Below are 26270 nucleotides of genomic sequence, written 5' to 3' on the forward strand. Positions count from 1 at the left end.
TCGGAGTTTTGAAGACCATGAGTGTGGAAACACAAAAAGAAACCCTGGGCTTCCAGACCGAGGTAAAGCAGCTGCTGCACCTCATGATTCATTCCTTGTACTCGAACAAGGAAATTTTCCTGCGTGAGCTGATTTCCAACGCTTCCGACGCTGTCGACAAGCTGCGTTTCGAAGCCCTGGCCAAGCCAGAGCTGTTCGAAGGTGACAGCGACCTGAAGATCCGCGTGAGCTTCGACAAGGACGCCGGTACCGTGACCCTCGAGGACAACGGCATTGGCATGAGCCGCGTAGACGTGATCGCGCACCTGGGCACCATCGCCAAGTCCGGCACTGCTGACTTCATGAAGAACCTCACCGGTGACCAGAAGAAGGACTCGCACCTGATCGGCCAGTTCGGCGTGGGCTTCTACTCGGCCTTCATCGTTGCCGACAAGGTCGACGTGTTCAGCCGCCGTGCCGGCCAGCCGGCTGCCGAGGGCGTGCACTGGTCGTCCAAAGGCGAGGGCGACTTCGAAGTTGCCACTGTCGAAAAACCACAGCGCGGCACCCGCATCGTCCTGCACCTGAAGAAGGACGAGCAAGAGTTCGCCGATGGCTGGCGCCTGCGCAACGTGGTCAAGAAGTACTCCGACCACATCGCCCTGCCAATCCAGCTGCCTAAAGAGCAACCTGCCGCCGAAGGCGAAGAGCAGCCGGCCGAGGAATGGGAAACCGTCAACCGCGCCAGTGCCCTGTGGACCCGTCCGCGTACCGAGATCAAGGACGAGGAATACCAGGAGTTCTACAAGCACATCGGCCATGACTTCGAAAACCCGCTGGCCTGGAGCCACAACAAGGTCGAAGGCAAGCTCGAGTACAATTCGCTGCTGTACGTACCGGCCCGCGCGCCGTTCGACCTGTACCAGCGCGAAGCACCGCGCGGCCTGAAGCTGTACGTGCAGCGCGTGTTCATCATGGACCAGGCCGAGTCGTTCCTGCCGCTGTACCTGCGCTTCATCAAGGGTGTGGTCGACTCCAACGACCTGTCGCTGAACGTCTCCCGCGAGATCCTGCAGAAAGACCCGATCATCGATTCGATGAAGACCGCGCTGACCAAGCGCGTGCTGGACATGCTGGAGAAGCTGGCGAAGAACGAGCCAGAGCAGTACAAGGGCTTCTGGAAAAACTTCGGCCAGGTGCTGAAGGAAGGCCCGGCCGAGGACTTCGCCAACAAGGAAAAGATCGCCGGCCTGCTGCGCTTCGCTTCCACCCAGGACGACAGCGGCGAGCAAAGCGTTGCCCTGGCGGATTACCTGGCCCGCGCCAAAGAAGGCCAGGACAAGATCTACTACCTCACCGGCGAGTCGTACGCGCAGGTCAAGAACAGCCCGCACCTGGAAGTCTTCCGCAAGAAAGGCATCGAAGTGCTGCTGCTGACCGACCGCATCGACGAGTGGCTGATGAGCTACCTCAACGAGTTCGATGGCAAAGCTTTCGTCGATGTCGCCCGTGGCGACCTGGACCTGGGCAAGCTGGACTCCGAAGAGGACAAGAAGGCCCAGGAAGAAGTCGCCAAGGATAAAGAAGGCCTGGTCGAGCGCCTGAAAGGCGCGCTGGGTGACAGCGTCGCTGAAGTGCGTGTGTCGCACCGCCTGACCGACTCGCCGGCGATCCTCGCCATCGGCGAACAGGACCTCGGCCTGCAGATGCGCCAGATCCTCGAAGCCAGCGGGCAGAAGGTGCCGGACTCCAAGCCGATCTTCGAATTCAACCCGACCCACCCGCTGATCGAGAAGCTCGACAACGAGCAGAGCGAAGACCGCTTCGCCGAGCTGTCGCACATCCTCTTCGACCAGGCGGCCCTGGCGGCCGGTGACAGCCTGAAGGACCCGGCGGCTTACGTTCGTCGCCTGAACAAGCTGTTGGTCGAGCTGTCTGCTTGAGTTGATGCATAGGAAAGCCCGCTTCGGCGGGCTTTTTTCATGGTGAATGCCAAAGGAGTGCTTGATGAGCAAGGTAATCGTCGAATCGCTGGTCTATCACCTGTCCGGCAAGACGTATGAAAGCCGCCTGGTGTATGAGCCAGGGGCGCTGGGGCGCCCGGGCCTGGTGATGGCGCCGAACTGGATGGGTATTGGCGAAGGTGCCGAGCGCATTGCCAAGGAAGTGGCCGAGAAGGGTTACGTGGTGCTGATTGCCGACCTGTATGGGCAATCGGTGCGGCCCTCTAATGCCGACGAGGCAGGGGCGGCGATGATGCCGTTGAAGAACGACCGTGGCGAGCTGCGCAAGCGCATGAACGGGGCGCTGGAACAACTGCTGGCGCAGTCGAAGGCATTGCTGGAGCCTGGCAAGGTGGCCACCTTCGGCTTCTGCTTTGGCGGTTGCTGCGCCCTGGAGCTGGCCCGTACCGGCGCCGACCTGCGGGCTGCGGTGTCGTTCCATGGCACATTGGATACCCCCAACCCTGAAGATGCCAAGCACATCAAGGGCTCGGTGCTGGTGTTGCATGGTGCGTCCGACCCGCTGGTGCCGAGAGAGCAACTGCCGGCGTTCGAGGAAGAAATGAACGCGGCCAAAGTAGATTGGCAACTGCTGAGCTACGGCGGCGCGGTGCACTCGTTCACCGACCCGAATGCCAATGTGCCGGGCAAGATGCAGTATGACCGCAAGACCTCGGAGCGGGCGTTCCGCTCGATGCACAATCTGCTCACTGAGGTGTTCCAGCGCTGATGGCACGTTGGGGCTGCGCAGCAGCCCCAGTTTAGCGGGGCAACTCGATCCGAGAAGTCTCCCCTGGCACCACTGGCCAATCCCCCGCAGCCCACCTCGCCCTGGCCCGCTCGATCAACTCTGGGTCACTCGCCACAAAATTCCAGTTCATCCGCCGCGGCCCATCCAGCGGTTCGCCGCCGATCAACACCAATTGGCATTCACCTTGGGCATACAAGGTGATTGCTTCGCCTTCGGGCAGTACCACCAGGCTGCAGGGTTCGACGTCCTCATCGTTCACCAGCAGCTCGCCATCGAGCAGATACAGCGCCCGTTGCGCAGGCTCGGCAGGCACCAGCAGCGTGGTCGCCGGCTGCATCTGCACGTACGCGTAAAGGGTGGGGGAGAGCACCGGCACCGGCGATTCCAGGCAAAAACCGCTTCCGGCAATCATGCAGATACGTACGCCGAGGTTATCGCTCACCGGCAGGCTGGCCGCAGGGTGATGGCTGTAATGCGGCTCGCCTTGCTCAAGCGTGCGCGGCGATGCCAGCCACACCTGCAGCCCATGCAGGCGCGAACCCTGCGTCAGGGCATCCGCAGGTGTGCGTTCGACATGTGCCACGCCGCGGCCGGCAGTCATCCAGCTGACATCCCCGGGTAAAACGCGCTGGTTCGAGCCCAGGCTGTCCTTGTGCAAAATCGCCCCTTCAAACAGGTAGGTCAGCGTCGACAGCCCGATATGCGGGTGCTGACGGATGTCCATGCCATGGCCTGGCGCGTAGTCGGTTTCCAGCATATGGTCGAAGAACACGAACGGGCCAACGCTGCGGCATTGGGCCGAAGGCAGTGGGCGCAGGATCGGCTGGCCCTCGACCGATTCAGCACGCGGGCGGATGATCAGGGGGCTGCTCATGTTGGGCTCCAGGCGGGGGCGAGTGCGCCCAGCATAGCGGTTTGCCAGGCAATGCTGAACCGTCGGTTGCACCGGTCGGTCTACTCTGTTCATACCCGAAGAAGGATGCTGCCCATGATCGCCAGAGCGCTGGCCTGCCTGCTGTTATCCGCAGGGTTGTGCCACGCGGCACAGGCGCGTGACTACCGTTACAGTGACGCCCACCTGCACTATGTGGACTTCTTTCAGGAGACCGAGGGCATGCCTGCCCTGATCAAGGCCATGGATGAGGCGGGGGTGGAGCACGCGATGATCTCCGGCGTACCGGTGGCCAAGAAATGGCACGAGGACGAACCCAAGCGCCCTCGCTACTACGCCGGTGACGATGCTGATGCCTACTGGTATAGCGCCACCGATACCTACGTGGCAGCTGCAGTGCTACAGCTGCCCGAAACGCAGCGTAAACGCTTTCATCCGTTTCTAACCGGCTTCAATCCGGTAGACAAGAACGCGGTCAGCCATATCGAGCGCATGCTCGACCTCTATCCCGGTCTGTGGCAGGGCATTGGCGAAGTTTTTACCCGCCACGACGACCTGACCGCCCTTACCAGTGGCGATACGCCGCGCGCCAATAACGAGGCCATGACACGCATCTATCACCTGGCGGCCGAGCGCGACATGCCGGTGCTGCTGCATTCGAACATCACCTCCAAGCGTGAGCGCAACCCGCTGTACCTGGCCGAAATCGAAGAGCCGCTGCGCAATCACCCACATACCCGTTTCATCTGGGCGCATGCGGGCACGAGCATGGAAATTCATCGGCACCAGACGCAGATGGATTTTCTGCTGCCGGTGCTGACGCGCTTGCTGGAGGATTACCCGAACCTGTATATCGACTTGTCGTGGAGCGTGCTGGAGCCCTATCTGCTGGATGACAAGGGCGAGCCGCGCAAGGCATGGGTGGCGTTGGTCGAGCGCTACCCGGAGCGGTTCATGCTCGGGTCCGATGTGGTGGGTAAATTCGGTAGCGTTGGTGAGCAGATGCACGGCTTCAAGCCGTTTCTGGATGCTTTGCCGGAGGGGGTGGCCAAGCAGGTGGCGCGGGACAACTTCCTGGCGGTGTTGCCTAAAGCCCGCTAGCTGTGTGTACCGGCTGCTTCGCGTGCAGGTGTGGGCTGGCCTGAGAAGAGGCCGGTGCAGGCCACTACAAAGCTGACACGCAAAAAAACGCCCCGAACCAGTCGGGGCGTTTTTACTGCATCAAGGCCTTACTTGCCTTCCCAGCGCTTGAGCACCAGGGTGGCGTTGGTGCCGCCAAAGCCGAAGCTGTTGCTCATGACCGTGTCGATCTTGGCGTTTTCTTCGGTTTTGCGCAGGATCGGCAGGTCGGCGACCTCCGGGTCCAGCTCGTCGATGTTGGCGGAGCCGGCGATGAAGTTGTTTTCCATCATCAGCAGGCAGTAGATCGCCTCGTGCACGCCAGCGGCGCCCAGCGAGTGGCCGGACAGGCTCTTGGTCGAGCTGATCTTCGGCGCTTTGTCGCCGAACACTGCACGAACACCCTTGATCTCGGCAACGTCACCGACCGGGGTCGAAGTGCCGTGGGTGTTCAGGTAGTCGATCGGGGTGTCGACGGTGGCCAGCGCCTGCTGCATGCAGCGGATGGCGCCTTCGCCGCTTGGGGCGACCATGTCGTAGCCGTCGGACGTCGCGCCGTAGCCGACGATCTCGGCGTAGATCTTGGCGCCACGGGCCAGAGCGTGCTCCAGCTCCTCGACCACCACCATGCCGCCACCGCCCGCGATGACGAAGCCATCACGGTCGGCGTCGTAGGCGCGCGAGGCCAGTTCCGGGGTTTCGTTGCGCTTGGTCGACAGGGCGCCCATGGCATCGAACAGGAACGACTGGCTCCAGTGCTCTTCTTCACCGCCACCGGCGAAGACGATGTCCTGTTTGCCCCACTGGATCTGCTCCAGCGCGGTGCCGATGCAGTGTGCCGAAGTGGCGCAGGCCGACGAGATCGAGTAGTTCAGGCCCTTGATCTTGAACGGCGTGGCCAGGCACGCCGAAACGGTGCTGCCCATGGTGCGGGTGACGCGGTACGGGCCGACGCGCTTGACGCCTTTCTCGCGCAGCGTGTCCAGCGCTTCCATCTGGTTGAGGGTCGAGGCGCCGCCGGAGCCAGCCACCAGGCCGGTACGCGGGTTGGAAACCTGCTCTTCGGTCAGGCCGGCGTCCTTGATCGCGTCCTGCATTGCCAGGTAGGCGTACGCCGCAGCGTGGCCGACGAAGCGGTAGACCTTGCGGTCGATCAGTTCTTCGAGGTTGAGGTCGATGGAGCCGGAAACCTGGCTACGCAGCCCCTGTTCCTTGTATTCCGGGTTGTAACGGATACCCGGACGGCTGTTGCGCAGGTTTTCGGTGACGGTAGCTTTGTCATTGCCCAGGCACGATACGATGCCCAGACCAGTGATAACGACGCGGCGCATGCGAATAACCCTTAGAAATTGTCAGTGGAGGTGAACACGCCGACCCGCAGGGCTTCGGCCGTGTAGATCTCGCGGCCGTCAACGCTGACCGAGCCATCGGCGATGGCCATGTTCAGCTTGCCCTTCAGGACGCGCTTGATGTGAATGTTGTAGGTGACTTTCTTGGCGGTAGGCAATACCTGGCCAAAGAATTTCACTTCACCCGAACCCAGGGCGCGGCCACGGCCTGGCAGGCCCTGCCAGCCGAGGAAGAAACCTACCAGCTGCCACATGGCATCGAGGCCCAGGCAGCCCGGCATCACCGGGTCGCCTTCGAAGTGGCAGGCGAAGAACCACAGGTCCGGGGTGATATCCAGCTCGGCGACCAATTCACCTTTGCCGTACTTGCCGCCTTCTTCGCTGATATGGGTGATGCGATCGACCATCAGCATGTTCGGCGCGGGCAGTTGCGCATTACCTGGGCCGAACAGCTCACCGCGACTGCAGCGCAGCAGGTCTTCCCGAGTAAAGGCGTGTTGTTTGGTCATGCGAGCTCCTCAATAACCCCCTGCGGCAGGGGATGAATCTTCCCGGCCAACCCGGCATCTCTGTGGGTGGCAGCCTACAGGTAGACTATTGCGTTGTGGTGAAAGTCACAGCCCACCTGGCGAAAGAAGTACAGGTGTGCACTGAAACGTCTATTTTCAGGGCCGAAGAAGGTCCTGTCCAGTCCTTAAGACTGCCGCACTTTAGCATTTATCGCCAGTCGCGGCTGTCCGGCCGGGTAACCAGCGTTGCAATACCCGCTGCAGCTCGGTGCGGCGGAAGGGTTTGCTCAGGTAATCGTTCATGCCAGCGGCCATGCAGCGCTCGCGGTCGCCCTGCAGCGCGTTGGCGGTCAAGGCGATGATCGGTAGCTGGCCGCCGTTGGGCAGCAGGCGAATGCGCCGGGTGGCCTCGTAACCGTCCACCTGCGGCAGGCGGCAGTCCATCAGGATGGCGGCGAACTGCTGCTGGCTGACCTGATCCACGGCCTGGATGCCATCGTGGGCCACGCTGACTTCCAGCCCCAGGCTGCGCAGCATGGCCTCGATGACGCTCTGATTGACCGGATTGTCCTCCACCAGCAGGATGCGCTCACCTTCGGCCAGCGGCCCCTGGGCTGCCATGGCGCCTGGCAACTCAGCCGGTACGGCACTGGCCAGGGCCAGCGGCATTTCCAGCGTGAAGGTCGACCCCAGCCCTTCGCGGCTTTCGCCACGCAGCTTGCCGCCCATGCGCTCAGCCAGGGTGCGGGCGATGGACAGCCCCAGGCCGGTACCGCCGTAACGCCGCGAAATGGAGCTGTCGGCCTGCTGGAAGGCGACGAACATCATTTCCAGGCGCTCGCTGTCGATACCGATGCCGGTGTCGCGCACGCTGCAGGTGAACCACAGGGTCTGGCGGTCGAGCACCTGCCAGCGGGCTTCGACCTGCACCTGGCCGCGTTCGGTGAACTTCAGCGCATTGCCCACCAGGTTGAGGAGGATCTGGCGGATCCGCGTCGGGTCGCCAACCACGTGCAACGGCTCGCGTTCAGCGGGCAATTGCAGGTACAGCTCCAGGCCGCGCTGCTGCGCGCCGTGCTGGAACGACTGCACGCTGCTGGCGATCAGCTCGGCGAGGTTGAAGTCGATGTGCTCCAACTGCAGCGTGGTGCGCTCGATGCGCGAGAAATCGAGGATATCGTTGATCACCTTCAACAAGTGCCCGGTGGATTCGCTGGCCACGGCCGTGTATTCGGCCTGTTCGCTGGTCAGCGGGGTGGTTTCCAGCAGTTGCAGCATGCCCAGCACACCGTTCATGGGCGTGCGCAGCTCGTGGCTCATCATCGCCAGGAATTCCGACTTGGCGCCGTTGGCCTGCTCGGCCTCCTCGCGCGCCTGGATCAACTGGGCAATGGCTTGCTTCTGTTCGGCACTGGCCTGCTCGAGGGCGCTGGCCAGGTTGTTGATGTGGTGTGCCAGGTGGCCCAGCTCGCTGTCGTCCACCACCGGCAGCGGCGTGTTGTACTCGCCTTGCTGGATGGCCTTGACCGCATGGCCCATGTCGCTGATCGGCTTGGCCAGGCTCATGGCCAGGCGGCGGGCGAGGAGGAAGGTGAACAGCAGGGCGAACAGCGCCAGGATGCCGGCCTTGATCACGATTTCCTGCTGGCGCTGGCTGAACGCGTCGTCCGACATGCCGACGATCACCCGCCCTAGATAGTCGTCGCCAATCGACGGCGTGGGTGCCTTGCCCTGTTGCAGGAAATCGCTGTCCAGGCGGATCTGTTGCAGGCGGATCGGCGCCTGGAACACTTCCACGCGTTGTGCACGGTTGGCACTCTCGTCGGACTGCTCGACGTACACCAGGATGTGGTTGCGGCTGTCCTGGACCTCCAGGAAGCGTACATGGGGGATGCTCAGCGTGGCGCGCATCAAGCCTTCGAGCACCTCGTTGTTGCCCGAGATCACGCCGTACTCGGAGGCTGGAGCCAACTGGTTGGCGATCAGCTGCCCGGTGTGGTTGAGCTCCTGACGCAAGTCCTGGATACGCACGAAGGTGAAGAAACTGATCAGCAGCAAGGTCAGCAGCAACGCTGGGCCCAGGCTGATGATCTGGGTGCGGGTATGGATGTCCCAGCTCAGGCGCTTGCTCATGGGGTGGGTTCTCCTTCGGCCAGGGCCTTGGCAGTGGCCTTCGGATCGATCGGTTCAAGGCCCAGCGCGCGAGCCACCTGCTGGTTGCCGCTGACACCGAAATGCCCCGGGTACAGGCTGCGCGGCCAGCGGGCTGGCGGGTGGTCGAGCAGCTGGTCGAGCACCGCCAGCCAGTCGTCCTGGTCGCTGTAGGTGCTGGCCAGGGCGCCGGCGCGGACAAAGCCTGCGTTCGGGCCGATCAGCGCCATCTGCCGGCCATAGCTGCTGAGCAGCAGGTTTTTCGCGGTCTTGGAGTTGTACAGGTCGGGGTCGTCGAGGCCCAGCAGCACGTCGCTGTTGCCCAGCACATGTTGCAGGGGCCGGCTGTCACGCTGGTCTGGCCAGTCCTGGGCAATGACTTCCAGGCCCAGCGGGCGCGCCGCCTGGCGCAGCTCATCGAGCAGGAAGCGACTGTGTTCGCCATACAGCACGCCGATGCGCTGGGCCTGTGGCAGCAGGTAGCGGGCCAGGCGCAGCTGCCTTGCCAGCGGGGGGTCACTCCACAGCAGGGTCAAGAAGGCAGGGCGCGACTTTCCCAGGCGTTGTTCGGCCTGCACACGGCTGATGCGCATGGCCAGGGCTGGTGGGCCGGCGGTTTCGCCCAGCCGCCACTCCAGGGCGGCGCTGTCGAGCAGCACCAGGCGCACGTCGGCTTTGATCTGGCCGGGGCGGGGCAGTTCGGCGACGGTCTGGAACCGCACCTGGTCATGGCTACGGCGGCTTTCGAGCGCCGCGACAAAGCTGCGGATGCCGGGCTGGTCTTCGCCGCCGACCAACAGGATCTCGCTGGCAGACAGCGAACCCAGTGGCCATAGGCAGAACAGCAGCAGGCGCAGCAGTCGGGCCATCAGAACTCCAGCTCCGCGCTCACGCTCAGGCGGTGGTGGCTGTCATAGCGGTTCTGGATGGCTGTAGTGGGTTCATCGTCCAGGCGCTGCTGCCACAAGGCCGCCAGCTCCAGGTTGCTGCCCTGAATGCGAAAGCGCTTGGCCAGACGCAGGTCGAGGCGCTCGTAGCGGTACTGGTTGAGCGCATTGTCGCCATAGTAGAACAGCGCGCTCGACCAGCCATCGCCCCATTCGCGCATCCAGCCCGCCGAGCCGCTGTTGCGGGCCGTATTGGTGCTGTCGGCACGGTTGCTGGCCCAGGCATCGACGTAGGCGTAGGTAAAGCGCAGGCGGTCACGCCGGGTCGCACGCCAATCCAGCTGCGCTTCGGTACCGCTGAAGCGGGCCTTGTTGGCATTGCTGGCAATGTACTGGTTGTTTTTCAACGGTTCGCTGATCATCCCGGTGATCTCGTCGTAGAACAGCTTCACATCCATGTTCAGGTCGATGTCGCTGAACTGGCCGTTGTAGCCCAGTTCGCGCGAGCGCATGCGTTCCTGCTCGAGATCGCCCGGCCCGCGGGTCTTGACGAAGTATTCGGCGTTTTGCTGGCCGAACGCGGTGGGGGTCAAGTTCTTGACCGTGTAGCTCCAGTTGACGTTGTTCTCGAACATGTCCGGCGAACGTACGGCCTCGGAGTACACGGCCCGCAAGCCGTGACGCGGGGTGATCAGGTAGTTGACCGCCATGCGCGGGGTCAGCGAGCTGCCGGACAGCTGCGAGTCCTCGAACATCGCGCCGCCCTGTACGATCCAGTGTTCGTCGGCGCGCCATTCCAGCTGGCCGAACAGGCGCCAGGTCTGGTCGTCGAGGCTGCCGTTGAAATAGGTCTGCGAGTCGGCGCGATCATACCGGTAGTTCATGCCACTGAGCAGGCGCAGGCTGTCGGTCAGGCTCAGGGTGTCCTGGATTTCCAGGTCGTAGCGGGTTTCGCGGGTACTCTGGTCGACGTCGCCGCATACCACGTTGCTGCCACCCTGATTGTTCCACTGGTCCTTGATCGCATCGACCAACGCCTGTTCCTCGGGGTTGCTGCTATTGGGCGGGTTGTTGGCCCCGCGTGCCACCTGCTCGGCGAAATTCGGGTTCAGTTGCCACAGCCGGGTCAGTTCCGGGCTGAACGACAGCGCCGCGTCGCAGGCGCGCCAGACCTGCTGGCGATCAAAGTGCTGGGCCGAACCTTGGACGTACAGGCTGTGCTCGGGGTTGAAATCGATGTTCCAGCGCACGGAGCCGGCGTAGTCCTTGGCGTTCACGTCGGCGTTGTCCCCGCTTCGAGTGACGAAGGGGAACACTGGCTGATAGGTGTAAGGCCGCTGGTTGCTGCCTTCCTTCGCCGCCAGTTGCCATTCCAGGGTCTGGTTCGGCGCCAGGGTGTGGCTGACGCTGAGGTTGAAGCGGTTCAGGCGACGGCTGTCGCGGTAATCCTGGCCGAACTGGTTTTCATCGAAGCCGTCATCCTTCTGGCCTGACACCGACAGGCGCAGGTCGCCGCCGTCCCAGCCGAAACCGTGGCTCAGGTAGTAGTCGTCGATGCCATCCTGGCCTCGGGTCAGCTTCATGCGCGTGCCGTGGCTGTCGGCCGGGTTGCGGGTGAGGATGTTGACCACCGCCATCAGCGCGTTGGCGCCGTAGCTGACGGTGTTGGGGCCGCGGAACACCTCGATGCGCTCGATGTCTTCCAGCGCTACCGGGATGTCGCTCCAGTCCACCGTGGCCAGGCCCGCGCGGTACACCGAGCGGCCGTCGATCAGCACTTGCATGCGCCGCGCTTCGTTGACGTTGGTGCCGTGGTAGTTGACGGTCGGCTGGTTGCCGGCGCCGTAGCCGATCATCATGCCCGGCACCAGGCGCAGCAGTTCAGGGATGTCGCGGGCGCCGCTGGCGCGGATCAGTTCGCTGTCGAGCACGGTCATGCTGCCTGGCACGGCAGCCGGGGATTGTTTCAAGCGCGTGGCGGTCAGAACCTGCGGCAGGTCGGCGTTGTCGATGAACAGGTCGTCGGCCATGGCCGGGCCACCGAGCAAGGCAGTCAGCAGCAGCAGGCGAGGGTAGGGGGGCGTGCCAGGGAACACGATACGGCCTTGTATCAGGGTTGAAACAGGCATGTTAACTGACCGTGGGGGTTTTGCCAGTGATCTGCAGGGCTTGCATGGGGCGGTTGCGCTTTCACGGCTTGAAATTGTCTGCCTCTGTTCCTGTCGCATGCGCGCCGTATAATGGCCCGGTCGCCACTTAACTTATGGCTTTAACGGATTGATTATGACTGAACAGCAACCTGTTGCAGTTCTGGGCGGCGGCAGCTTCGGCACCGCTGTGGCCAACCTGCTGGCGCAGAACGGCGTGCCGGTGCGCCAATGGATGCGCGACCCCGAGCAGGCCGAGGCGATGCGCGTCAATCGCGAGAATCCGCGCTACCTCAAAGGCATCCGCCTGCATGATGGCGTCGAGCCGGTCAACGACTTGCTGGCCACCTTGCAGTGCAGCGACCTGGTGTTCGTCGCGCTGCCATCCAGCGCGCTGCGCAGCGTACTGGCGCCGCATGCCGACCTGCTGCGCGGTAAATGCCTGGTCAGCCTGACCAAGGGCATCGAGGCGCAGAGCTTCAAGCTGATGAGCCAGATTCTTGAAGAAATCGCGCCGCAAGCCCGCATCGGCGTGTTGTCCGGCCCCAACCTGGCCCGCGAAATTGCCGAACATGCACTGACGGCCACGGTCGTCGCCAGCGAGGACGAAGACCTTTGCCAGCGCGTGCAGGCGGTTCTGCACGGCAGCACGTTCCGGGTCTACGCCAGCAGCGACCGCTTCGGCGTCGAGCTGGGCGGGGCGTTGAAGAACGTCTACGCGATCATCGCCGGCATGGCCGTGGCGCTGGGCATGGGCGAAAACACCAAGAGCATGCTGATCACCCGCGCATTGGCCGAAATGACCCGCTTCGCCGTGAGCCAGGGTGCCAACCCGATGACCTTCCTCGGCCTGGCCGGTGTCGGCGACCTGATCGTCACCTGCTCCTCGCCCAAGAGCCGCAATTACCAGGTCGGTCACGCCCTGGGTCAGGGCCTGAGCCTGGAGCAGGCGGTCAGTCGCCTGGGCGAGGTGGCCGAAGGGGTCAACACGCTCAAGGTGCTCAAGGCCAAGGCTGAAGAAGTACAGGTCTACATGCCGCTGGTGGCCGGCCTGCACGCCATCCTGTTCGAAGGCCGTACGCTGAACCAGGTGATCGAGCGCTTGATGCGTGCCGAGCCCAAGACCGACGTCGACTTCATTTCCACCAGCGGTTTCAATTAAGCCAAGGAGCAGCACATGAACGATACCCCTGAGCACGCCCAGCGTGAGTCGATCATCCTGCGCGTGATGTGGATGCTGGTATTCCTGGTGGTCTGGCAACTGGCCGAACTGCTGCTTGGCGGCCTGGTGCTGGTGCAGCTCATCTACCGGCTGATCTACGGCGCGCCGAGCGCCAGCCTGATGAACTTCGGCGACAGCTTGAGCCAGTACCTGGCGCAAATCGGCCGCTTTGGCACCTTCCACACCGACACCAAGCCATGGCCGTTCGCCGACTGGCCGGCACCCCGTGCGCCGGAAGGCGAAGCGCCCCACGCCGTGGCCCCGGCACCGCACCCGGTGCGTGACGAGGAACCCAAGCTGTGAAGCTGTGGGTACTGCGCCATGGCGAAGCCGAACCGCGGGCCAATACCGACGCCGAGCGGCGCCTGACGGCCCATGGCCGTGAGCAGGTGTTGCACAGCGCGGCGTATCTGCTCGGCCAGCCGCTGCAGGCAATCATCGCCAGCCCTTATGTGCGGGCCCAACAAACGGCCGCTCTGGTGCATGACACCCTCGGCTTCGCCGAACCGGTGCGCACCGTGCCCTGGCTGACGCCCGAGAGCAATGTGCAGCAAGTGATCGGTGAAATCGAACGCCTGGGCCTGGAGCATGTATTGCTGGTCAGCCATCAGCCGCTGGTGGGTTCGCTGGTGGGCATGCTGGTGCATGGCCATGCTCAGCAGCCCGCGCCATTGAGTACCGCCAGCTTGGCGGAGCTGGAAGGGGGATGGCCGCTGGCCGGGTTGATGAACCTGCTGGCACTGCACCACGCGCACTGAGCCCTTGGCAACTGGCATTTTTGCCAGTTGTGGGCACATTGGATCCATTGCTAGCGTTGCACCGCAATGACAAGCGGATAACCTGGCAGGAAGCGTGGAATGATTGGTCAATTACCGGAACTGTTGCGCTCGCTGAATCTTCAGCCAACGATGGACAAGGTGCAGCGGGGTACCGTTCTGGACTATGCCCAGTACAGCGTGCTGCGCGATTCGGCCGACGCCAAGTTGCATCTCTTGCTGAGTCGAGTCCACCTTCTAAGCCCGCAACGTGCTGCAAACAACCTGCATGGCGAGGAAGAATTGCGCAAGCTGCAGGAGGCGTGCCTGCGCGCTTGCCATCTGTTGCAGACCAGCTGCCTGGCATTGCGCCGGCTGGAGCTTGATTGCAATGACCAGCGCCTGGCGCGCGAGGCCCTGGAAAGCCAAGTGGCCTATATGCAGGCCTGCTTGCGCCGCTCGCTGGCGAGCTTCGACGGTACGGCATGACCTGATCACCCTTGGCGATGACCTTTACAGACGTTGCCGATCGTCAGCGGGATGCCGACAATGGGCCATCATCCCCGCTCCGGACCAGGCGCCATGTCGCAGCAGATCTTCTTCGCCCATGCCAACGGCTTCCCGTCTGCCACCTACGGCAAGTTGTTCGCTGCCCTGGCGCCGGACTACCAGGTGCAGCACCTGCCCCAGCATGCCCATGACCCGCGCTTTCCGGTCAACGAAAACTGGCTGAACCTGGTCGATGAGCTTCTGCATCACCTGGCCCGGCAGGGCGAACCGGTCTGGGGCGTCGGCCACTCGCTTGGGGGCGTACTGCACCTGCATGCCGCCTTGCGTTGCCCGGAGTACTACCGAGGCGTGGTGATGCTCGATTCGCCAGTGCTGACCCGTGCCGACCAATGGCTGCTGCGCACCGCCAAGCGTTTCGGTTTCATCGACCGCATCACGCCGGCAGGCCGCACCCTGGGGCGGCGCGAAGCTTTCGCCGACCGTGACAGCGCCCGCGACTATTTCGCCAGCAAAAGCCTGTTCAGGCATTTCGACCCCGACTGCCTGGAAGCCTATCTGCAACACGGCCTGGAAGATGCCGAGCAAGGCCTGCGCCTGCGCTTCGACCCGGCGACCGAGATCAGCATCTACCGCAGCATTCCTCACGCCAGCCCAGCGCCGGCGCGCCAACTTCAGGTGCCACTGGCCATGGTGAGAGGGGACCGCAGCAATGTCATCCGTCGCCATCACACCCTGGCCGTGCGCGGCATGCCCCGGGGCGAGTACCACAGCGTGCCCGGCGGCCACATGTTCCCGCTGGAACGGCCGGCCGACACCGCCAGCCTCATCAAAGGCCTGTTCGACCGCTGGAGCCAGGCATGAGCGCGCAGGTCGAGGAAATTCGCCTGAGCCTTGGCCATATCGAACTGGCCGCCCACCTCTTCGGCCCCGAGGACGGGCTGCCGGTGATCGCCCTGCATGGCTGGCTGGATAACGCCAACAGCTTTGCCCGCCTGGCGCCGCAGTTGAAGGGGCTGCGCATCGTCGCCCTCGACCTGGCCGGGCATGGCTATTCGGAACACCGCCCTGCGGGCGCAGGGTATGCACTGGCCGATTACGCGCACGATGTTCTGCGGGTGTCCGAGCAACTGGGCTGGCACCGGTTTGCCCTGTTGGGGCACTCGCTTGGCGCAATCATTTCGGTGCAACTGGCCGGCGCCTTGCCGGAGCGGGTCAGCCACCTGGCGCTGATCGACGGCGTCATCCCGCCGACCGGCGCCGAAGAGGATGCCGGCGAACGCCTGGGGATGGCGCTGCAGGCCCAGCTGCGCCTGGATAGCAAGCGCAAGACGGTCTACCAGACCCTGGAGCAGGGTGTGCAGGCGCGCATGAAGGGTATGGTCGCGGTCAGCCGGGACGCCGCCGAGCTGCTCGCCCAGCGCGGGTTGATGCCGGTGCCCGGCGGATACAGCTGGCGCAGCGACAGCCGCCTGACCTTGCCATCACCGGTGCGTCTGACCGAGGCCCAGGCCATGGCCTACGTTCGCCGGGTCAGTTGCCCGGCCTGCCTGGTGGTGGCGGCCGATGGCATGCTGGCGCGCCACACCGAACTGCTGGAGCAGCTACCCTTTGAGCAGACCGTGCTGCCCGGTGGGCATCACCTGCACCTGAACGATGAACAGGGCGCGGCCCTTGTCGCAGACTGTATCAATCGCTTCTTTGGCTTTGCTTGACTTGCACCGGACAAGTGTCGAGGCTTGGCGGGTTGAACAGGGAGACAACCATGCAATTGCCAGACATCCTGGAGCTTCACTTCGGCGCCAGTCGCCGCCTGGTTCGCCGATGAGCGCGCCGGTTTTCATCCGCACAGCCGTCACGGCCTTCATGCTGCTCGCCAGCCCGTTGCTATGGGCTGGCAGCCTGCCAGTACCCCTGGACGCCAAAGTGGTCGACCAGCGCCCGGCGGTCGAGCAGGAACGCATCTACCCCATGGGCCCGCTGCGCAAGATCAGCGGCCGTCTGCGCGTCGACGATAAGGTCGAGAGTCGCGGCCAAGTCAGTTCCGTCACCTATGAATTGCCCGTCGAACGCACCGCGCGCGAAGCGTTTACCAGTGCCCGCGAGGCACTGCAACGTGACGGCGGCTACCCCTTGTTCTGGTGCCAGGGGCGCGACTGCGGTGAAGCCAGCCTGTGGGCCAACGATGTCTTCGGCAGTGCCCGGCTCAATGGTGGCGACGAGCAACAGGCGTTCATCCTCCTGCGCCGCTCCGCCGAAGAGGCCGATACCCTGGTGGCGCTGTACAGCGTCACGCGCGGCAACCGCCGCGCCTACCTGCATGTGGAAGAGTTCGTCGCCGGCAGCCCGCTGGGTGAACTGCTGCCCACGGCCGCCACGGTGCTGCGCGAAATGCGCGACACCGGCAAGCTCGACTACCCTGACCTGAGTGCACCGCAGCAGGCTTGGGCCAAGCTGCTGGCCCGCAGCTTGAACCTGGACAGCACCTTGCGCGCAAGCCTCAGTGGCGCCGAAGCCGAAGCCTGGCGCGAGCAACTGGTAAAGGAAGGTGTACGCAGCAACCGGCTCGAAGTCGGCAATGCCCCCACCGATGGCCTGCACCTGGAATTGATCCGTTGAACGAGCGCCACCATGGCCAACAATGATCGCCTGCTGATCCAGATTACCCTGCTGGCCTTGCTCGGCGCTGCCCTGTGGGTGATGGCGCCATTCATTTCGGCGCTGTTGTGGGGGGCAATCCTGGCCTTCGCCAGCTGGCCGCTGATGCGCCTGCTGACGCGTGCGCTGGGTGGGCGAGAAACGCTGGCCGCGAGCCTGCTGACCACGGCCTGGATCCTCATCGTGGCCTTGCCGCTGGTGTGGCTGGGGTTCAACCTAGCCGACCATATCCGCGACGCCACGGCGTTCGTGCGTGATGTGCAGGTGGACGGCCTGCCCGATGCGCCGGATTGGCTGGGTGGCATTCCCTTCGTGGGTGAGCGCTTGGTGCGAGGGTGGCAATCGCTCGACCAGCAGGGGGCCGCGCTAATTGCCTCGGCCAAGCCTTATTTCGGCCAGGTCGGCAATTGGCTGCTGGCGCGCAGCGCGCAGATCGGCAGTGGGGTGCTGGAGCTGACTCTGAGCCTTATCTTCGTGTTCTTCTTCTATCGCGACGGCCCGCGTCTGTCGGCATTCGTCCTGCGCTTGCTCAACCGCCTGGTGGGCGAGCGCGCCGAGTATTACCTGGATCTGGTGGCCGGCACCGTGCAACGGGTGGTCAACGGGGTGATCGGTACCGCAGCTGCCCAGGCACTGCTGGCCCTCATCGGTTTTTTGATTGCCGGCGTGCCCGGGGCCATCGTGCTGGGCCTGGTGACCTTCATGCTCAGCCTGATCCCGATGGGGCCGCCGTTGGCGTGGATTCCCGCCACTGGCTGGCTGGTGTGGAAAGGTGAGTACGGCATGGCGGTGTTCCTGGGTATCTGGGGCACCTTCGTCATCAGTGGCGTGGACAACGTGCTCAAGCCGTACCTGATCAGCCGGGGCGGCAACCTGCCGCTGGTGATCGTGCTGCTCGGCGTGTTCGGTGGGTTGATCGCCTTTGGCTTCATCGGCCTGTTCATCGGCCCGACCTTGCTGGCGGTGGGGTACAGCCTGCTGCTGGACTGGAGCCGCAACGCCGGTCAGCAGACGCCGCAGGCTTAATTCCACGCAGGCCCCGTGGGAGCGGGCTAGCCCCACGAATGGGCCCGCTCGACCAGCACAAAAAGGCTGATCTTTACGCATTCTTTATCACCAGCCCTACCCCTCGATCTCGCCCCTTTACGCCCCTCCCTCGGACAATTTCCCCAAAGCGGCCCAAGCCGCACTCAGGGGAGATCCACACATGTACATGCTCGACGGGCTGTCACTGCTTTTGGCAGTGGCATTGGCGATTTACCTGCTGGTGGCGCTGCTGCGCGCCGATCGCAGCTAGGGAGCGGCCATGCACAGTTACGATTACGCGTTGCTGCTGGCGTTTTTCGCCATCGTGCTGCTACCGGCACCCTGGCTCGGGCGGTTTTACTACACGGTGATGGAGGGCCAGCGCACCTGGCTGACGCCGCTGCTCGGCCCGGTGGAGCAGGGCTGCTACCGGCTGGCCGGTGTGCGCGCCGAACAGGAGCAAACCTGGAAGCAGTACACCCTGGCCCTGCTGGCCTTCAACCTGGCCGGCTTCCTGCTGCTGTTCGGCGTACTCCTGCTGCAAGGCTACTTGCCGCTCAACCCGCAACACTTGCCCGGCCAGGAATGGTCGCTGGCCTTCAACACGGCAGTGAGCTTCGTCACCAACACCAACTGGCAGGCCTACAGCGGTGAAGCCTCGGTCAGCTACCTGAGCCAGATGCTCGGCCTGACCGTGCAGAACTTCGTCAGCGCCGCCACCGGCCTGGCCGTGCTGGTCGCGCTGTGCCGCGGCATCGCCCGGCGCTCTACCAGCAACCTTGGCAACTTCTGGGTCGACATGACCCGCGCCACGCTCTACGGCCTGCTGCCGTTGTGCCTGCTGCTGGCGCTGCTGCTGGTGTGGCAGGGCGTGCCGCAGACCTTCGCCGACTACGCCCACGGCGTGACCTTGCAAGGCGCTGACCAGACCATCCCGCTAGGCCCTGCCGCCAGCCAGATCGCGATCAAGCAGCTGGGCACCAACGGGGGTGGCTTCTTCGGCGTCAACTCGGCGCACCCGTTCGAGAACCCCACGGCCTGGAGCAACCTGTTCGAGGTGGCTTCGATCATCCTGATCCCGGTTGCGCTGGTGTTCACCTTCGGGCACTACGTCAAGGACTTGCGCCAGAGCCGCGCGATCCTGGCCTGCATGCTTGGCCTGTTCCTCATCGGCGGCGCCACCGCGCTGTGGTCGGAGCACCAGCCCAACCCGGCCATGGACAGTGCCCAGGTTCAGCAGAGCGCGCCGATGGAGGGCAAGGAGAGCCGCTTCGGCACCACCGGTTCGGTGCTGTGGACGGTGACTACCACTGCAGCGTCCAACGGCTCGGTCAACGCCATGCACGACAGCCTCAACCCGCTGACCGGCATGGTCGCGATGGTCAACATGATGGTCGGCGAAGTGATTTTCGGCGGTGTTGGCGCAGGGCTCTACGGCATGCTGCTGTTCGTGCTGATTGCGGTGTTCCTGGCGGGTTTGATGATTGGCCGCACGCCGGAATACCTAGGCAAGAAGCTACAGGCGCGGGAAGTGCAACTGTTGGTGGCAACCTTGCTGGTGATGCCGGTTGGCGTGCTGGTGCTCGGCGCCATCGCCGCCAGCCTGCCCGGCCCGGCGGGTGCGGTCAGCAACCCGGGCGCGCATGGCTTCAGCCAGCTGCTGTACGCCTATACCTCCGGTACCGCCAACAACGGTTCGGCGTTCGCCGGTTTCGGCGCCAACACGGTGTTCCATAACGTGATGATCGGCCTTGCCATGCTGATCGGGCGCTTCGGCTACATCCTGCCGATCCTGGCATTGGCTGGCAGCCTGGCAGCGAAGAAAAGCGCGCCGCAGGGGCTGAACAGCTTCCCCACCCATGGCCCGCTGTTCACCGGCCTGTTGCTGGTGACCATCCTGCTGGTTGGCGGCCTGACCTTCCTGCCGACCCTGGCCCTCGGGCCAATCGCCGAACACCTGAGCCTGGGTTTCTGAGGACCGATCATGAATATGCCCATTCCTGAAGTGAACGCCCCGCGCAGTGCCAAGGACCAGACCCGCATCGCCGCGCTGTGGCGCCCGGCGCTGGTGCAAGCATTCGTCAAGCTCGACCCGCGCCAGCTCAAGCGCTCGCCGGTGATGCTGGTGGTCGCCCTGACGGCGGTGTTGACCACGGTGCTGTGCTTCGCGCCCGGCAGTGGTGTCAGTACGGGCGTCGCCGTACAGATCGCGCTGTGGCTGTGGTTTACCGTGTTGTTCGCCAACTTCGCCGAAGCGCTGGCCGAAGGCCGCGGCAAGGCTCGCGCCGACAGCCTCAAGGCCGGCAGCCAAGGCCTGACAGCTGAGCGCCGCAAAAGCGACGGTACGTTCGAAACCGTCACTGCAACCCAGCTGCGTAAAGACGATGTGGTGCGGGTCGTGGCCGGCGAGATGATCCCGGGTGACGGCGAAGTGCTGGAAGGCATCGCCGCGGTCAACGAAGCGGCCATCACCGGTGAGTCCGCGCCGGTGATCCGCGAGTCCGGTGGTGATCGCTCTGCCGTTACCGGCAATACCCGGCTGGTCTCCGACTGGCTGCTGATCCGCATCACCAGCAACCCCGGCGAATCGACCCTGGACCGCATGATCGCCTTGGTCGAAGGGGCCAAGCGGCAGAAGACCCCCAACGAGATCGCCCTGGATATCCTGCTGATCGGCCTGACCCTGATCTTCCTGGTCGTGGTCGTCACACTGCAGCCGTTTGCCCACTTCGTCGGTGGCAGCCTGCCGCTGATCTTCCTCGCGGCATTGCTGGTGACGTTGATCCCGACCACCATCGGTGGCCTGCTCTCGGCCATCGGCATTGCCGGCATGGACCGCCTGGTGCGCCTGAACGTGATCGCCCGCTCTGGCCGCGCGGTGGAAGCGGCGGGTGACGTGCACACGCTGATGCTCGACAAGACCGGCACCATCACCTTCGGCAACCGCCGCTGCAGTGCCCTGCATGCGGCCACGGGGGTGACCGCCAAGGAACTGGGCGAGGGCGCCTTGCTCGCTTCACTGGCCGACGACACTGCCGAAGGCAAGTCGATCGTCGAATACCTGCGCCAGTTGCACGACTTCGTTGAACCTGCGGCCGGTCAGTTTGAAGCCATTGCTTTCAGTGCCGAGACACGCCTGTCGGGCATCGATCTGCAGCAGCATCGCTACCGTAAAGGTGCAGTCGACGCAGTACTGGCCTTCGTCGGCATGCAACGCCTGGAAATGCCGGCCGCGCTGGCCCGTGAAGTCGAGCGCATCGCCCAGAGCGGGGGGACGCCGCTGCTGGTGTGCGTGGACAAGCGCCTGCTCGGCGTGATCCACCTCAAGGATGTGGTCAAGCCTGGCATCCGCGAGCGTTTTGCCGAACTGCGCAAGCTGGGCATCCGCACGGTGATGGTGACTGGCGACAACCCGTTGACCGCTGCTGCCATCGCCGCCGAGGCCGGTGTGGATGACGTGCTGGCCGAAGCCACGCCGGAGAAGAAGCTGGCGCGTATCCGCCAGGAGCAGAACGACGGCCGCCTGGTGGCCATGTGCGGCGACGGTGCCAACGATGCTCCGGCGCTGGCCCAGGCCGACGTGGGCATGGCGATGAACGACGGTACTCAGGCCGCGCGCGAGGCGGCCAACATGGTCGACCTGGACAGCGACCCCACCAAGCTGCTGGATGTGGTTCAGGTGGGCAAGGAACTGCTGGTAACCCGTGGCGCGCTGACCACCTTTTCCATCGCCAACGACGTGGCCAAATACTTCGCCATCCTGCCGGCGCTGTTCGCCGCCATCTACCCACAGCTGGGCGTGCTCAACCTGATGCACCTGGCCAGCCCGCAGAGCGCGATCCTTTCGGCGATCGTGTTCAACGCGCTGATCATCATCGTGCTGATCCCGCTGGCACTGCGCGGCGTGCGCGTGCAGGCGGCCAGTGCTGCCCACCTGTTGCGGCGCAACCTGCTGATCTACGGCCTGGGCGGCATCATCGTGCCGTTCGCCGGTATCAAGTTGATCGACCTGATGCTCAACGCCCTGCACCTGGTCTGAGGAGGCCACCATGAATACTTATGTACGCCCTGCGCTGAGCCTGATCCTGTTGATGACCGCGGTCACCGGTGCGCTGTATCCACTGGCGGTGACGGGTATTGCCCAGGTGGCATTCCCTGAACAGGCCAATGGCAGCCTGGTGCGCGATGAGCAGGGCCAGGTGCGCGGCTCGGCGCTGATTGCCCAGGATTTCCAGGGTGATGGCTGGTTCCATTCGCGGCCTTCGGCGGGGGCTTACGCCACCGTGGCCAGCGGTGCCAGCAACCTGGCGCCGAGCAACCCGGCGTTGGCCGAGCGGGTGGGGGCTGATGCGGCGAAGCTGTACCAGGCTGAGCAGGGGCCGGTGCCGCAGGCCTTGCTGACCACTTCCGGCAGTGGCCTTGACCCGCATTTGCCGCCGCAGGCTGTGGCCTATCAGATTCCTAGGGTTGCGGCAGCGCGCAAGGTGCCGGCCGAGCGCTTGCAAGCCTTGCTCGAAGAGGCCACCCTCCACCCATTGATCGGCCCACCTGTGGTTAATGTGCTGGCGCTGAACCAGGCCTTGGACAAACTGGGACGTTGAGCGTGGGGCCGCTTTGCGGCCCTTCGCGGGTTTACCCGCGAACCCCTGCAACGCAGGCCCGATTTTCGCTGATCGCTGCAATTTTGAAGGATGAAACATGAGTGACGCAGCCCGCGCAGACGCGCTGTTGGCCAACCTCCCGCGCGAAGGCCGTGGTAGGCTCAAGGTATTCCTCGGCGCCGCCCCGGGCGTAGGCAAGACCTATGCCATGCTCCAGGCTGCCCACGCCCAGCAACGCCAAGGCGTGCACATCCTGGCCGGCATCGTCGAAACCCACGGTCGCGCCGAAACCGAGTCACTGCTCGGCGGCTTGCACCAGCAACCCTTGCTGCGCAGCGAGTACCGTGGCGTCACCCTTGAAGAAATGGACCTCGACGGCCTGCTCAAGGCCGCCCCCAGTCTGGCCCTGGTCGACGAACTGGCCCACACCAACGCCCCCGGCAGCCGCCACGCCAAGCGCTGGCAAGACGTGCAGGAACTGCTCGCCGCCGGCATCGACGTCTACACCACGGTCAACGTCCAGCACCTGGAAAGCCTCAACGACAAGGTCCGCGACATCACTGGCGTGCAGGTGCGCGAAACCCTGCCGGACTGGGTGTTGCAGGAAGCCTTCGAGCTGGTGCTGATCGACCTGCCACCGCGTGAACTGCTCGAACGCCTGCGCGAAGGCAAGGTGTACGTGCCCGAGCAGGCGCGGGCGGCGATCGATGCTTATTTTTCCCAGACCAACCTGACCGCGCTGCGCGAGCTGGCGATGCAGACTGCCGCCGCCCAGGTCGATGCCGACCTGGCCCACGGTTACCGCCAGCGCGGGCAGGAAGCGCCGGCCCTGCGCGGGCGCCTGCTGGTAGGCGTGGATGGCGACGATCAGGCCGAACGCCTGGTGCGTCATGCCAGCCGGGTCGCGCAGCGTCGGCACCTGCCCTGGAGCCTGGTGCACGTCGATAACGGCCGATTGCGGGACGAAACTGCACGCCAGCGCCTGCAGGCTGCACAGCAACTGGCCGAGCGCCTGGGCGGGGAAGTGGTGCTGCTGCGCGCCGGAGAGGTAGCGCGCACACTGATCCAGCATGCCGGCGAGCGCCGTGCCAGCCTGGTGCTGGTAGGGCAATCGCGTGATCGCCTGCGCCGTCGCGTCTTCGGTGCTGGCGTGGCGGCGCGGCTGCTGCGCGAGAACCACGGCTTGGAAATCAACGTGCTCGACCGCGATGCTCAGCCCGCCCCGGCGAGCGCCGCCGTGCAGCGGGTATGGGTATGGCGTCACTACCTGCTGGCACTGGTCGCGACCCTGTTGGCAGCCGGGTTGTCCTGGGCCGTGTCCAGCGTGCTGGCGCTGCCCAACATCTCCCTGGTGTTCCTCGCCGCCGTGCTGCTGGTGGCGGTGCGCAGCAGCCTGGGGCCGGCGCTCGCCTGCGCCGCATTGTCGTTTCTGAGCTACGATTTTCTGTTCATCCCACCCAACTTCTCCTTCAGCATCCAGCGCGAAGAAGACGTGCTGACCCTGGTGTTCTTCTTGCTGATGGCGGCGCTCACCGGCAACCTGGCCGCCCGCCAGCGCCGCCAGTTGCAGGCCCTGCGCGAAACCCAGGCACAGACCAACCAGTTGCTCGACCTGTCGCGGCGGCTGACCGTCGCCGCCGACCGCCAGGCGGTATTCAACGCTGCTGGCCAGCACCTTGACGGCTGGCAGGACGTGCAAGTCTGTTTGCTCGAGCGCAACCCCGAAGGCCTGCTGCACCTGGCCAGCGGCGAGGGCCATGGCCTGAGCGACAACGAGCGTGCCGCCGCCGAATGGGCCTGGCAACACGGCCAGGCCGCCGGCCATGGCAGTGACACCTTGCCCAATGGCCGCTGGTGGTGGTGGCCGCTGGCGGTCGATGACCACCCGTTGGCCCTGCTTGGCGTGCGCCCGCGCTCCGGTGACCCGCTCAGCGCCCAACGCCGTCGCCTGCTCATGGCCCTCGGCCAACCCCTGGCCCAGGCCCTGGCCCGCGCCCGGCTGGCAGAACAGTTGGAAGCCGCCCGTCTGCATGGCGAGACCGAGCAACTGCGCAGCGCCTTGCTGGCCTCGGTCTCCCACGACCTGCGCACCCCGCTGACCGCCATGCGCGGCAGCATCGACAGCCTGCTGGCACTGGGCGAAGCCATACCTGTCGAAGACCGCCGCGAACTGCTGGAGGGCACCCGCAACGAGGCCGAACGCCTCGACCGTTATATCCAGAACTTGCTGGACATGACCCGTCTTGGCCACGGCGGGCTCAAACTGGCCCGCGACTGGGTCGCGCCCGGCGATATCGTCGGCAGCGCCCTCAACCGTCTGCGCGTGGTACTGGCGCCGCTGCGCGTGCACACCGACGTGCCCGCCGAGCTGCCATTGCTGTTCGTGCATGCGGCGTTGATCGAACAGGCATTGGTCAACGTCGTGGAAAACGCGGCGCGCTTTTCTCCGGCCCAGGGCCGCCTGGAGCTGCAGGTCTCGGTGCACGACGAACAACTGCGTTTCGCCGTCAGCGACCAGGGCCCCGGCATCCCCGTGGCCGAGCGCGAGAAGATCTTCGACATGTTCTACACCGCTGCCCGCGGTGACCGTGGCGGGCAGGGCACCGGCCTGGGCCTGGCGATCTGCCAGGGCATGATCGGCGCCCATGGCGGGCAGATCCTGGTCAGCGAAGGCATCGATGGCCACGGCACCTGCATCACACTATGCTTGCCGCTGCCCGAACAACCCGAAGCCGAAAGCGAAGCCCCATGAGCCAGTCCGCCACCCTGTTGGTCATCGATGACGAACCGCAGATCCGCAAGTTCCTTCGCATCAGCCTGACCTCCCAGGGCTACAAGGTGATAGAAGCCGCCACTGGGGGTGAAGGGCTGGCCCAGGCAGCATTGGCCAAACCCGACCTAGTGGTGCTCGACCTGGGCCTGCCCGATATGGACGGCCAGCAGGTGCTGCGCGACCTACGTGAGTGGAGCGCGGTGCCGGTGATGGTGCTGTCGGTACGCGCAAGCGAAGTGCAGAAGGTGGATGCGCTGGATGGTGGGGCCAATGACTATGTGACCAAACCGTTCGGCATCCAGGAATTCCTGGCCCGCGTACGTGCGCTGTTGCGCCAGGTGCCGCAGGCCGGCGGCAGTGAGGTGAAGGCGAGTTTTGGGCCGTTGACCGTGGACTTTGCCTTTCGCAAGGTAACCCTGGATGGCGTGGAGGTGCCGCTGACCCGCAAGGAGTACGCGCTGCTGGCGCAGCTGGCCGGGCACCCGGGGCGGGTGATCACCCAGCAGCAGTTGCTCAAGGATATCTGGGGGCCAACGCATGTGGAGGACACCCATTACCTGCGGATTGTGGTGGGGCACTTGCGGCAGAAGCTGGGGGATGACCCGACGGCGCCTCGGTTCATAATCACCGAGGCCGGGGTAGGGTACAGGCTGGTGGCACCCATTCAAGGATGACGAACATCCTGACGAACGTCTGCCAAGGCAGCTGCCTGTGTCGATCCATCCACTATGAACTGCTTGCCGCACCCAGGACGGTGACCCATCGCCATTGCAGCCAGTGCCAAAAAGGCTGGGAACGTTGTTCGCGTCCTGGCAACTGTATGCATTGGCCCACGGTGCCTCCGCGCTGATCTGGGCGGTGCTGCTGTTTGAGGGGGTGTGGGCCATCGCACAATGGCTGCCCGCCAAGCACAACCGCCTCGCGGCAGCCTGCCCCATGGC

General features: G+C 64.5%; 23 protein-coding genes. 17 read left to right on the forward strand and 6 right to left on the reverse strand.

Features of this window, described 5'->3' with window-relative positions; all coding sequences use genetic code 11:
* Positions 1-17: 17 nt before the first annotated feature.
* On the forward strand, positions 18-1922 hold the full coding sequence (htpG, locus tag ACIPIJ_RS27470; RefSeq protein WP_401083015.1) for a molecular chaperone HtpG: 1905 nt from the start codon (positions 18-20) through the stop codon (positions 1920-1922).
* A 64-nt stretch (positions 1923-1986) separates the two neighbouring features.
* The gene (locus tag ACIPIJ_RS27475; protein ID WP_401083018.1) at positions 1987-2712 is read left to right on the forward strand and encodes a dienelactone hydrolase family protein; all 726 of its coding nucleotides are present in this window, start codon (positions 1987-1989) and stop codon (positions 2710-2712) included.
* A 31-nt stretch (positions 2713-2743) separates the two neighbouring features.
* On the opposite strand, the gene ACIPIJ_RS27480 is transcribed toward ACIPIJ_RS27475, so the two are convergent.
* The gene (locus tag ACIPIJ_RS27480) at positions 2744-3607 is read right to left on the reverse strand and encodes a pirin family protein (RefSeq protein WP_401083021.1); all 864 of its coding nucleotides are present in this window, start codon (positions 3605-3607) and stop codon (positions 2744-2746) included.
* Positions 3608-3721: 114 nt separating this feature from the next.
* Here ACIPIJ_RS27480 and ACIPIJ_RS27485 point away from each other — a divergent pair, with 114 nt between their 5' ends.
* Positions 3722-4726, forward strand: coding sequence for an amidohydrolase family protein (locus ACIPIJ_RS27485; protein WP_401083024.1), 1005 nt, complete (start codon positions 3722-3724; stop codon positions 4724-4726).
* A gap of 128 nt (positions 4727-4854) precedes the next feature.
* Here the strand turns inward: ACIPIJ_RS27485 and fabB are convergent, their stop codons facing one another.
* The 5 genes from fabB to ACIPIJ_RS27510 form a co-directional block, all read right to left on the reverse strand.
* A complete protein-coding gene (gene fabB, locus ACIPIJ_RS27490) occupies positions 4855-6075 on the reverse strand; it encodes a beta-ketoacyl-ACP synthase I (RefSeq protein WP_401083027.1) in 1221 nt (406 codons plus the stop codon).
* An 11-nt stretch (positions 6076-6086) separates the two neighbouring features.
* A complete protein-coding gene (fabA, locus tag ACIPIJ_RS27495; protein WP_012315334.1) occupies positions 6087-6602 on the reverse strand; it encodes a 3-hydroxyacyl-[acyl-carrier-protein] dehydratase FabA in 516 nt (171 codons plus the stop codon).
* Between the two features lie 201 nt (positions 6603-6803).
* Entirely contained in the window at positions 6804-8735 is a 1932-nt protein-coding gene (locus tag ACIPIJ_RS27500; RefSeq protein ID WP_401083030.1) for an ATP-binding protein, read from the reverse strand.
* Entirely contained in the window at positions 8732-9622 is an 891-nt protein-coding gene (locus ACIPIJ_RS27505) for an ABC transporter substrate-binding protein (RefSeq protein ID WP_401083032.1), read from the reverse strand. Before ACIPIJ_RS27505 ends, ACIPIJ_RS27500 begins: the two co-directional genes overlap by 4 nt.
* Positions 9622-11769 carry a TonB-dependent receptor plug domain-containing protein gene (locus ACIPIJ_RS27510; RefSeq protein WP_401083035.1) on the reverse strand — a complete coding sequence of 716 codons (2148 nt, stop codon included), beginning with the start codon at positions 11767-11769 and terminating at the stop codon, positions 9622-9624. The genes ACIPIJ_RS27505 and ACIPIJ_RS27510 overlap by 1 nt, the downstream gene beginning before the upstream one ends.
* A gap of 154 nt (positions 11770-11923) precedes the next feature.
* On the opposite strand from ACIPIJ_RS27510, the gene ACIPIJ_RS27515 reads away from it, so the two are divergent.
* From ACIPIJ_RS27515 to ACIPIJ_RS27580, 14 genes are all read left to right on the forward strand, one after another.
* On the forward strand, positions 11924-12949 hold the full coding sequence (locus ACIPIJ_RS27515; protein WP_401083037.1) for an NAD(P)H-dependent glycerol-3-phosphate dehydrogenase: 1026 nt from the start codon (positions 11924-11926) through the stop codon (positions 12947-12949).
* Positions 12950-12964: 15 nt separating this feature from the next.
* Positions 12965-13312, forward strand: a complete 348-nt coding sequence (locus ACIPIJ_RS27520; RefSeq protein ID WP_401083040.1) for a DUF4389 domain-containing protein — start codon at positions 12965-12967, stop codon at positions 13310-13312.
* Positions 13309-13767 (forward strand): phosphohistidine phosphatase SixA, encoded by a 459-nt coding sequence (sixA, locus tag ACIPIJ_RS27525; RefSeq protein ID WP_401083043.1) that lies wholly within the window; start codon positions 13309-13311, stop codon positions 13765-13767. Before ACIPIJ_RS27520 ends, sixA begins: the two co-directional genes overlap by 4 nt.
* A 99-nt stretch (positions 13768-13866) precedes the next feature.
* Complete coding sequence (locus tag ACIPIJ_RS27530) at positions 13867-14253, forward strand: hypothetical protein (protein ID WP_401083045.1); 387 nt, start codon at positions 13867-13869, stop codon at positions 14251-14253.
* Between the two features lie 93 nt (positions 14254-14346).
* Positions 14347-15135, forward strand: a complete 789-nt coding sequence (locus ACIPIJ_RS27535; protein ID WP_401083048.1) for an alpha/beta fold hydrolase — start codon at positions 14347-14349, stop codon at positions 15133-15135.
* Entirely contained in the window at positions 15132-15986 is an 855-nt protein-coding gene (locus tag ACIPIJ_RS27540; protein ID WP_401083051.1) for an alpha/beta hydrolase, read from the forward strand. Before ACIPIJ_RS27535 ends, ACIPIJ_RS27540 begins: the two co-directional genes overlap by 4 nt.
* A gap of 109 nt (positions 15987-16095) precedes the next feature.
* Positions 16096-16890: a DUF4892 domain-containing protein gene (locus ACIPIJ_RS27545; RefSeq protein ID WP_401083053.1), complete on the forward strand. Its 795-nt coding sequence runs from the start codon at positions 16096-16098 to the stop codon at positions 16888-16890.
* Positions 16891-16902: 12 nt separating this feature from the next.
* Positions 16903-17955 (forward strand): AI-2E family transporter, encoded by a 1053-nt coding sequence (locus ACIPIJ_RS27550; protein WP_401083056.1) that lies wholly within the window; start codon positions 16903-16905, stop codon positions 17953-17955.
* Between the two features lie 181 nt (positions 17956-18136).
* Positions 18137-18226 (forward strand): K(+)-transporting ATPase subunit F, encoded by a 90-nt coding sequence (gene kdpF, locus ACIPIJ_RS27555; RefSeq protein WP_033743702.1) that lies wholly within the window; start codon positions 18137-18139, stop codon positions 18224-18226.
* 9 nt (positions 18227-18235) lie between these two features.
* A complete protein-coding gene (gene kdpA, locus ACIPIJ_RS27560) occupies positions 18236-19930 on the forward strand; it encodes a potassium-transporting ATPase subunit KdpA (protein WP_401083060.1) in 1695 nt (564 codons plus the stop codon).
* A gap of 9 nt (positions 19931-19939) precedes the next feature.
* Positions 19940-21994: a potassium-transporting ATPase subunit KdpB gene (gene kdpB / locus ACIPIJ_RS27565; protein ID WP_401083063.1), complete on the forward strand. Its 2055-nt coding sequence runs from the start codon at positions 19940-19942 to the stop codon at positions 21992-21994.
* A 10-nt stretch (positions 21995-22004) separates the two neighbouring features.
* On the forward strand, positions 22005-22556 hold the full coding sequence (gene kdpC / locus ACIPIJ_RS27570; protein ID WP_401083066.1) for a potassium-transporting ATPase subunit KdpC: 552 nt from the start codon (positions 22005-22007) through the stop codon (positions 22554-22556).
* A gap of 97 nt (positions 22557-22653) precedes the next feature.
* Entirely contained in the window at positions 22654-25308 is a 2655-nt protein-coding gene (locus tag ACIPIJ_RS27575; protein ID WP_401083068.1) for a DUF4118 domain-containing protein, read from the forward strand.
* Positions 25305-26003 (forward strand): response regulator, encoded by a 699-nt coding sequence (locus ACIPIJ_RS27580; RefSeq protein ID WP_401083071.1) that lies wholly within the window; start codon positions 25305-25307, stop codon positions 26001-26003. The genes ACIPIJ_RS27575 and ACIPIJ_RS27580 overlap by 4 nt, the downstream gene beginning before the upstream one ends.
* Positions 26004-26270 lie beyond the last annotated feature (267 nt).

This window comes from Pseudomonas sp. NPDC087185 (assembly GCF_044744955.1).
Taxonomy (GTDB): Bacteria; Pseudomonadota; Gammaproteobacteria; order Pseudomonadales; family Pseudomonadaceae; genus Aquipseudomonas.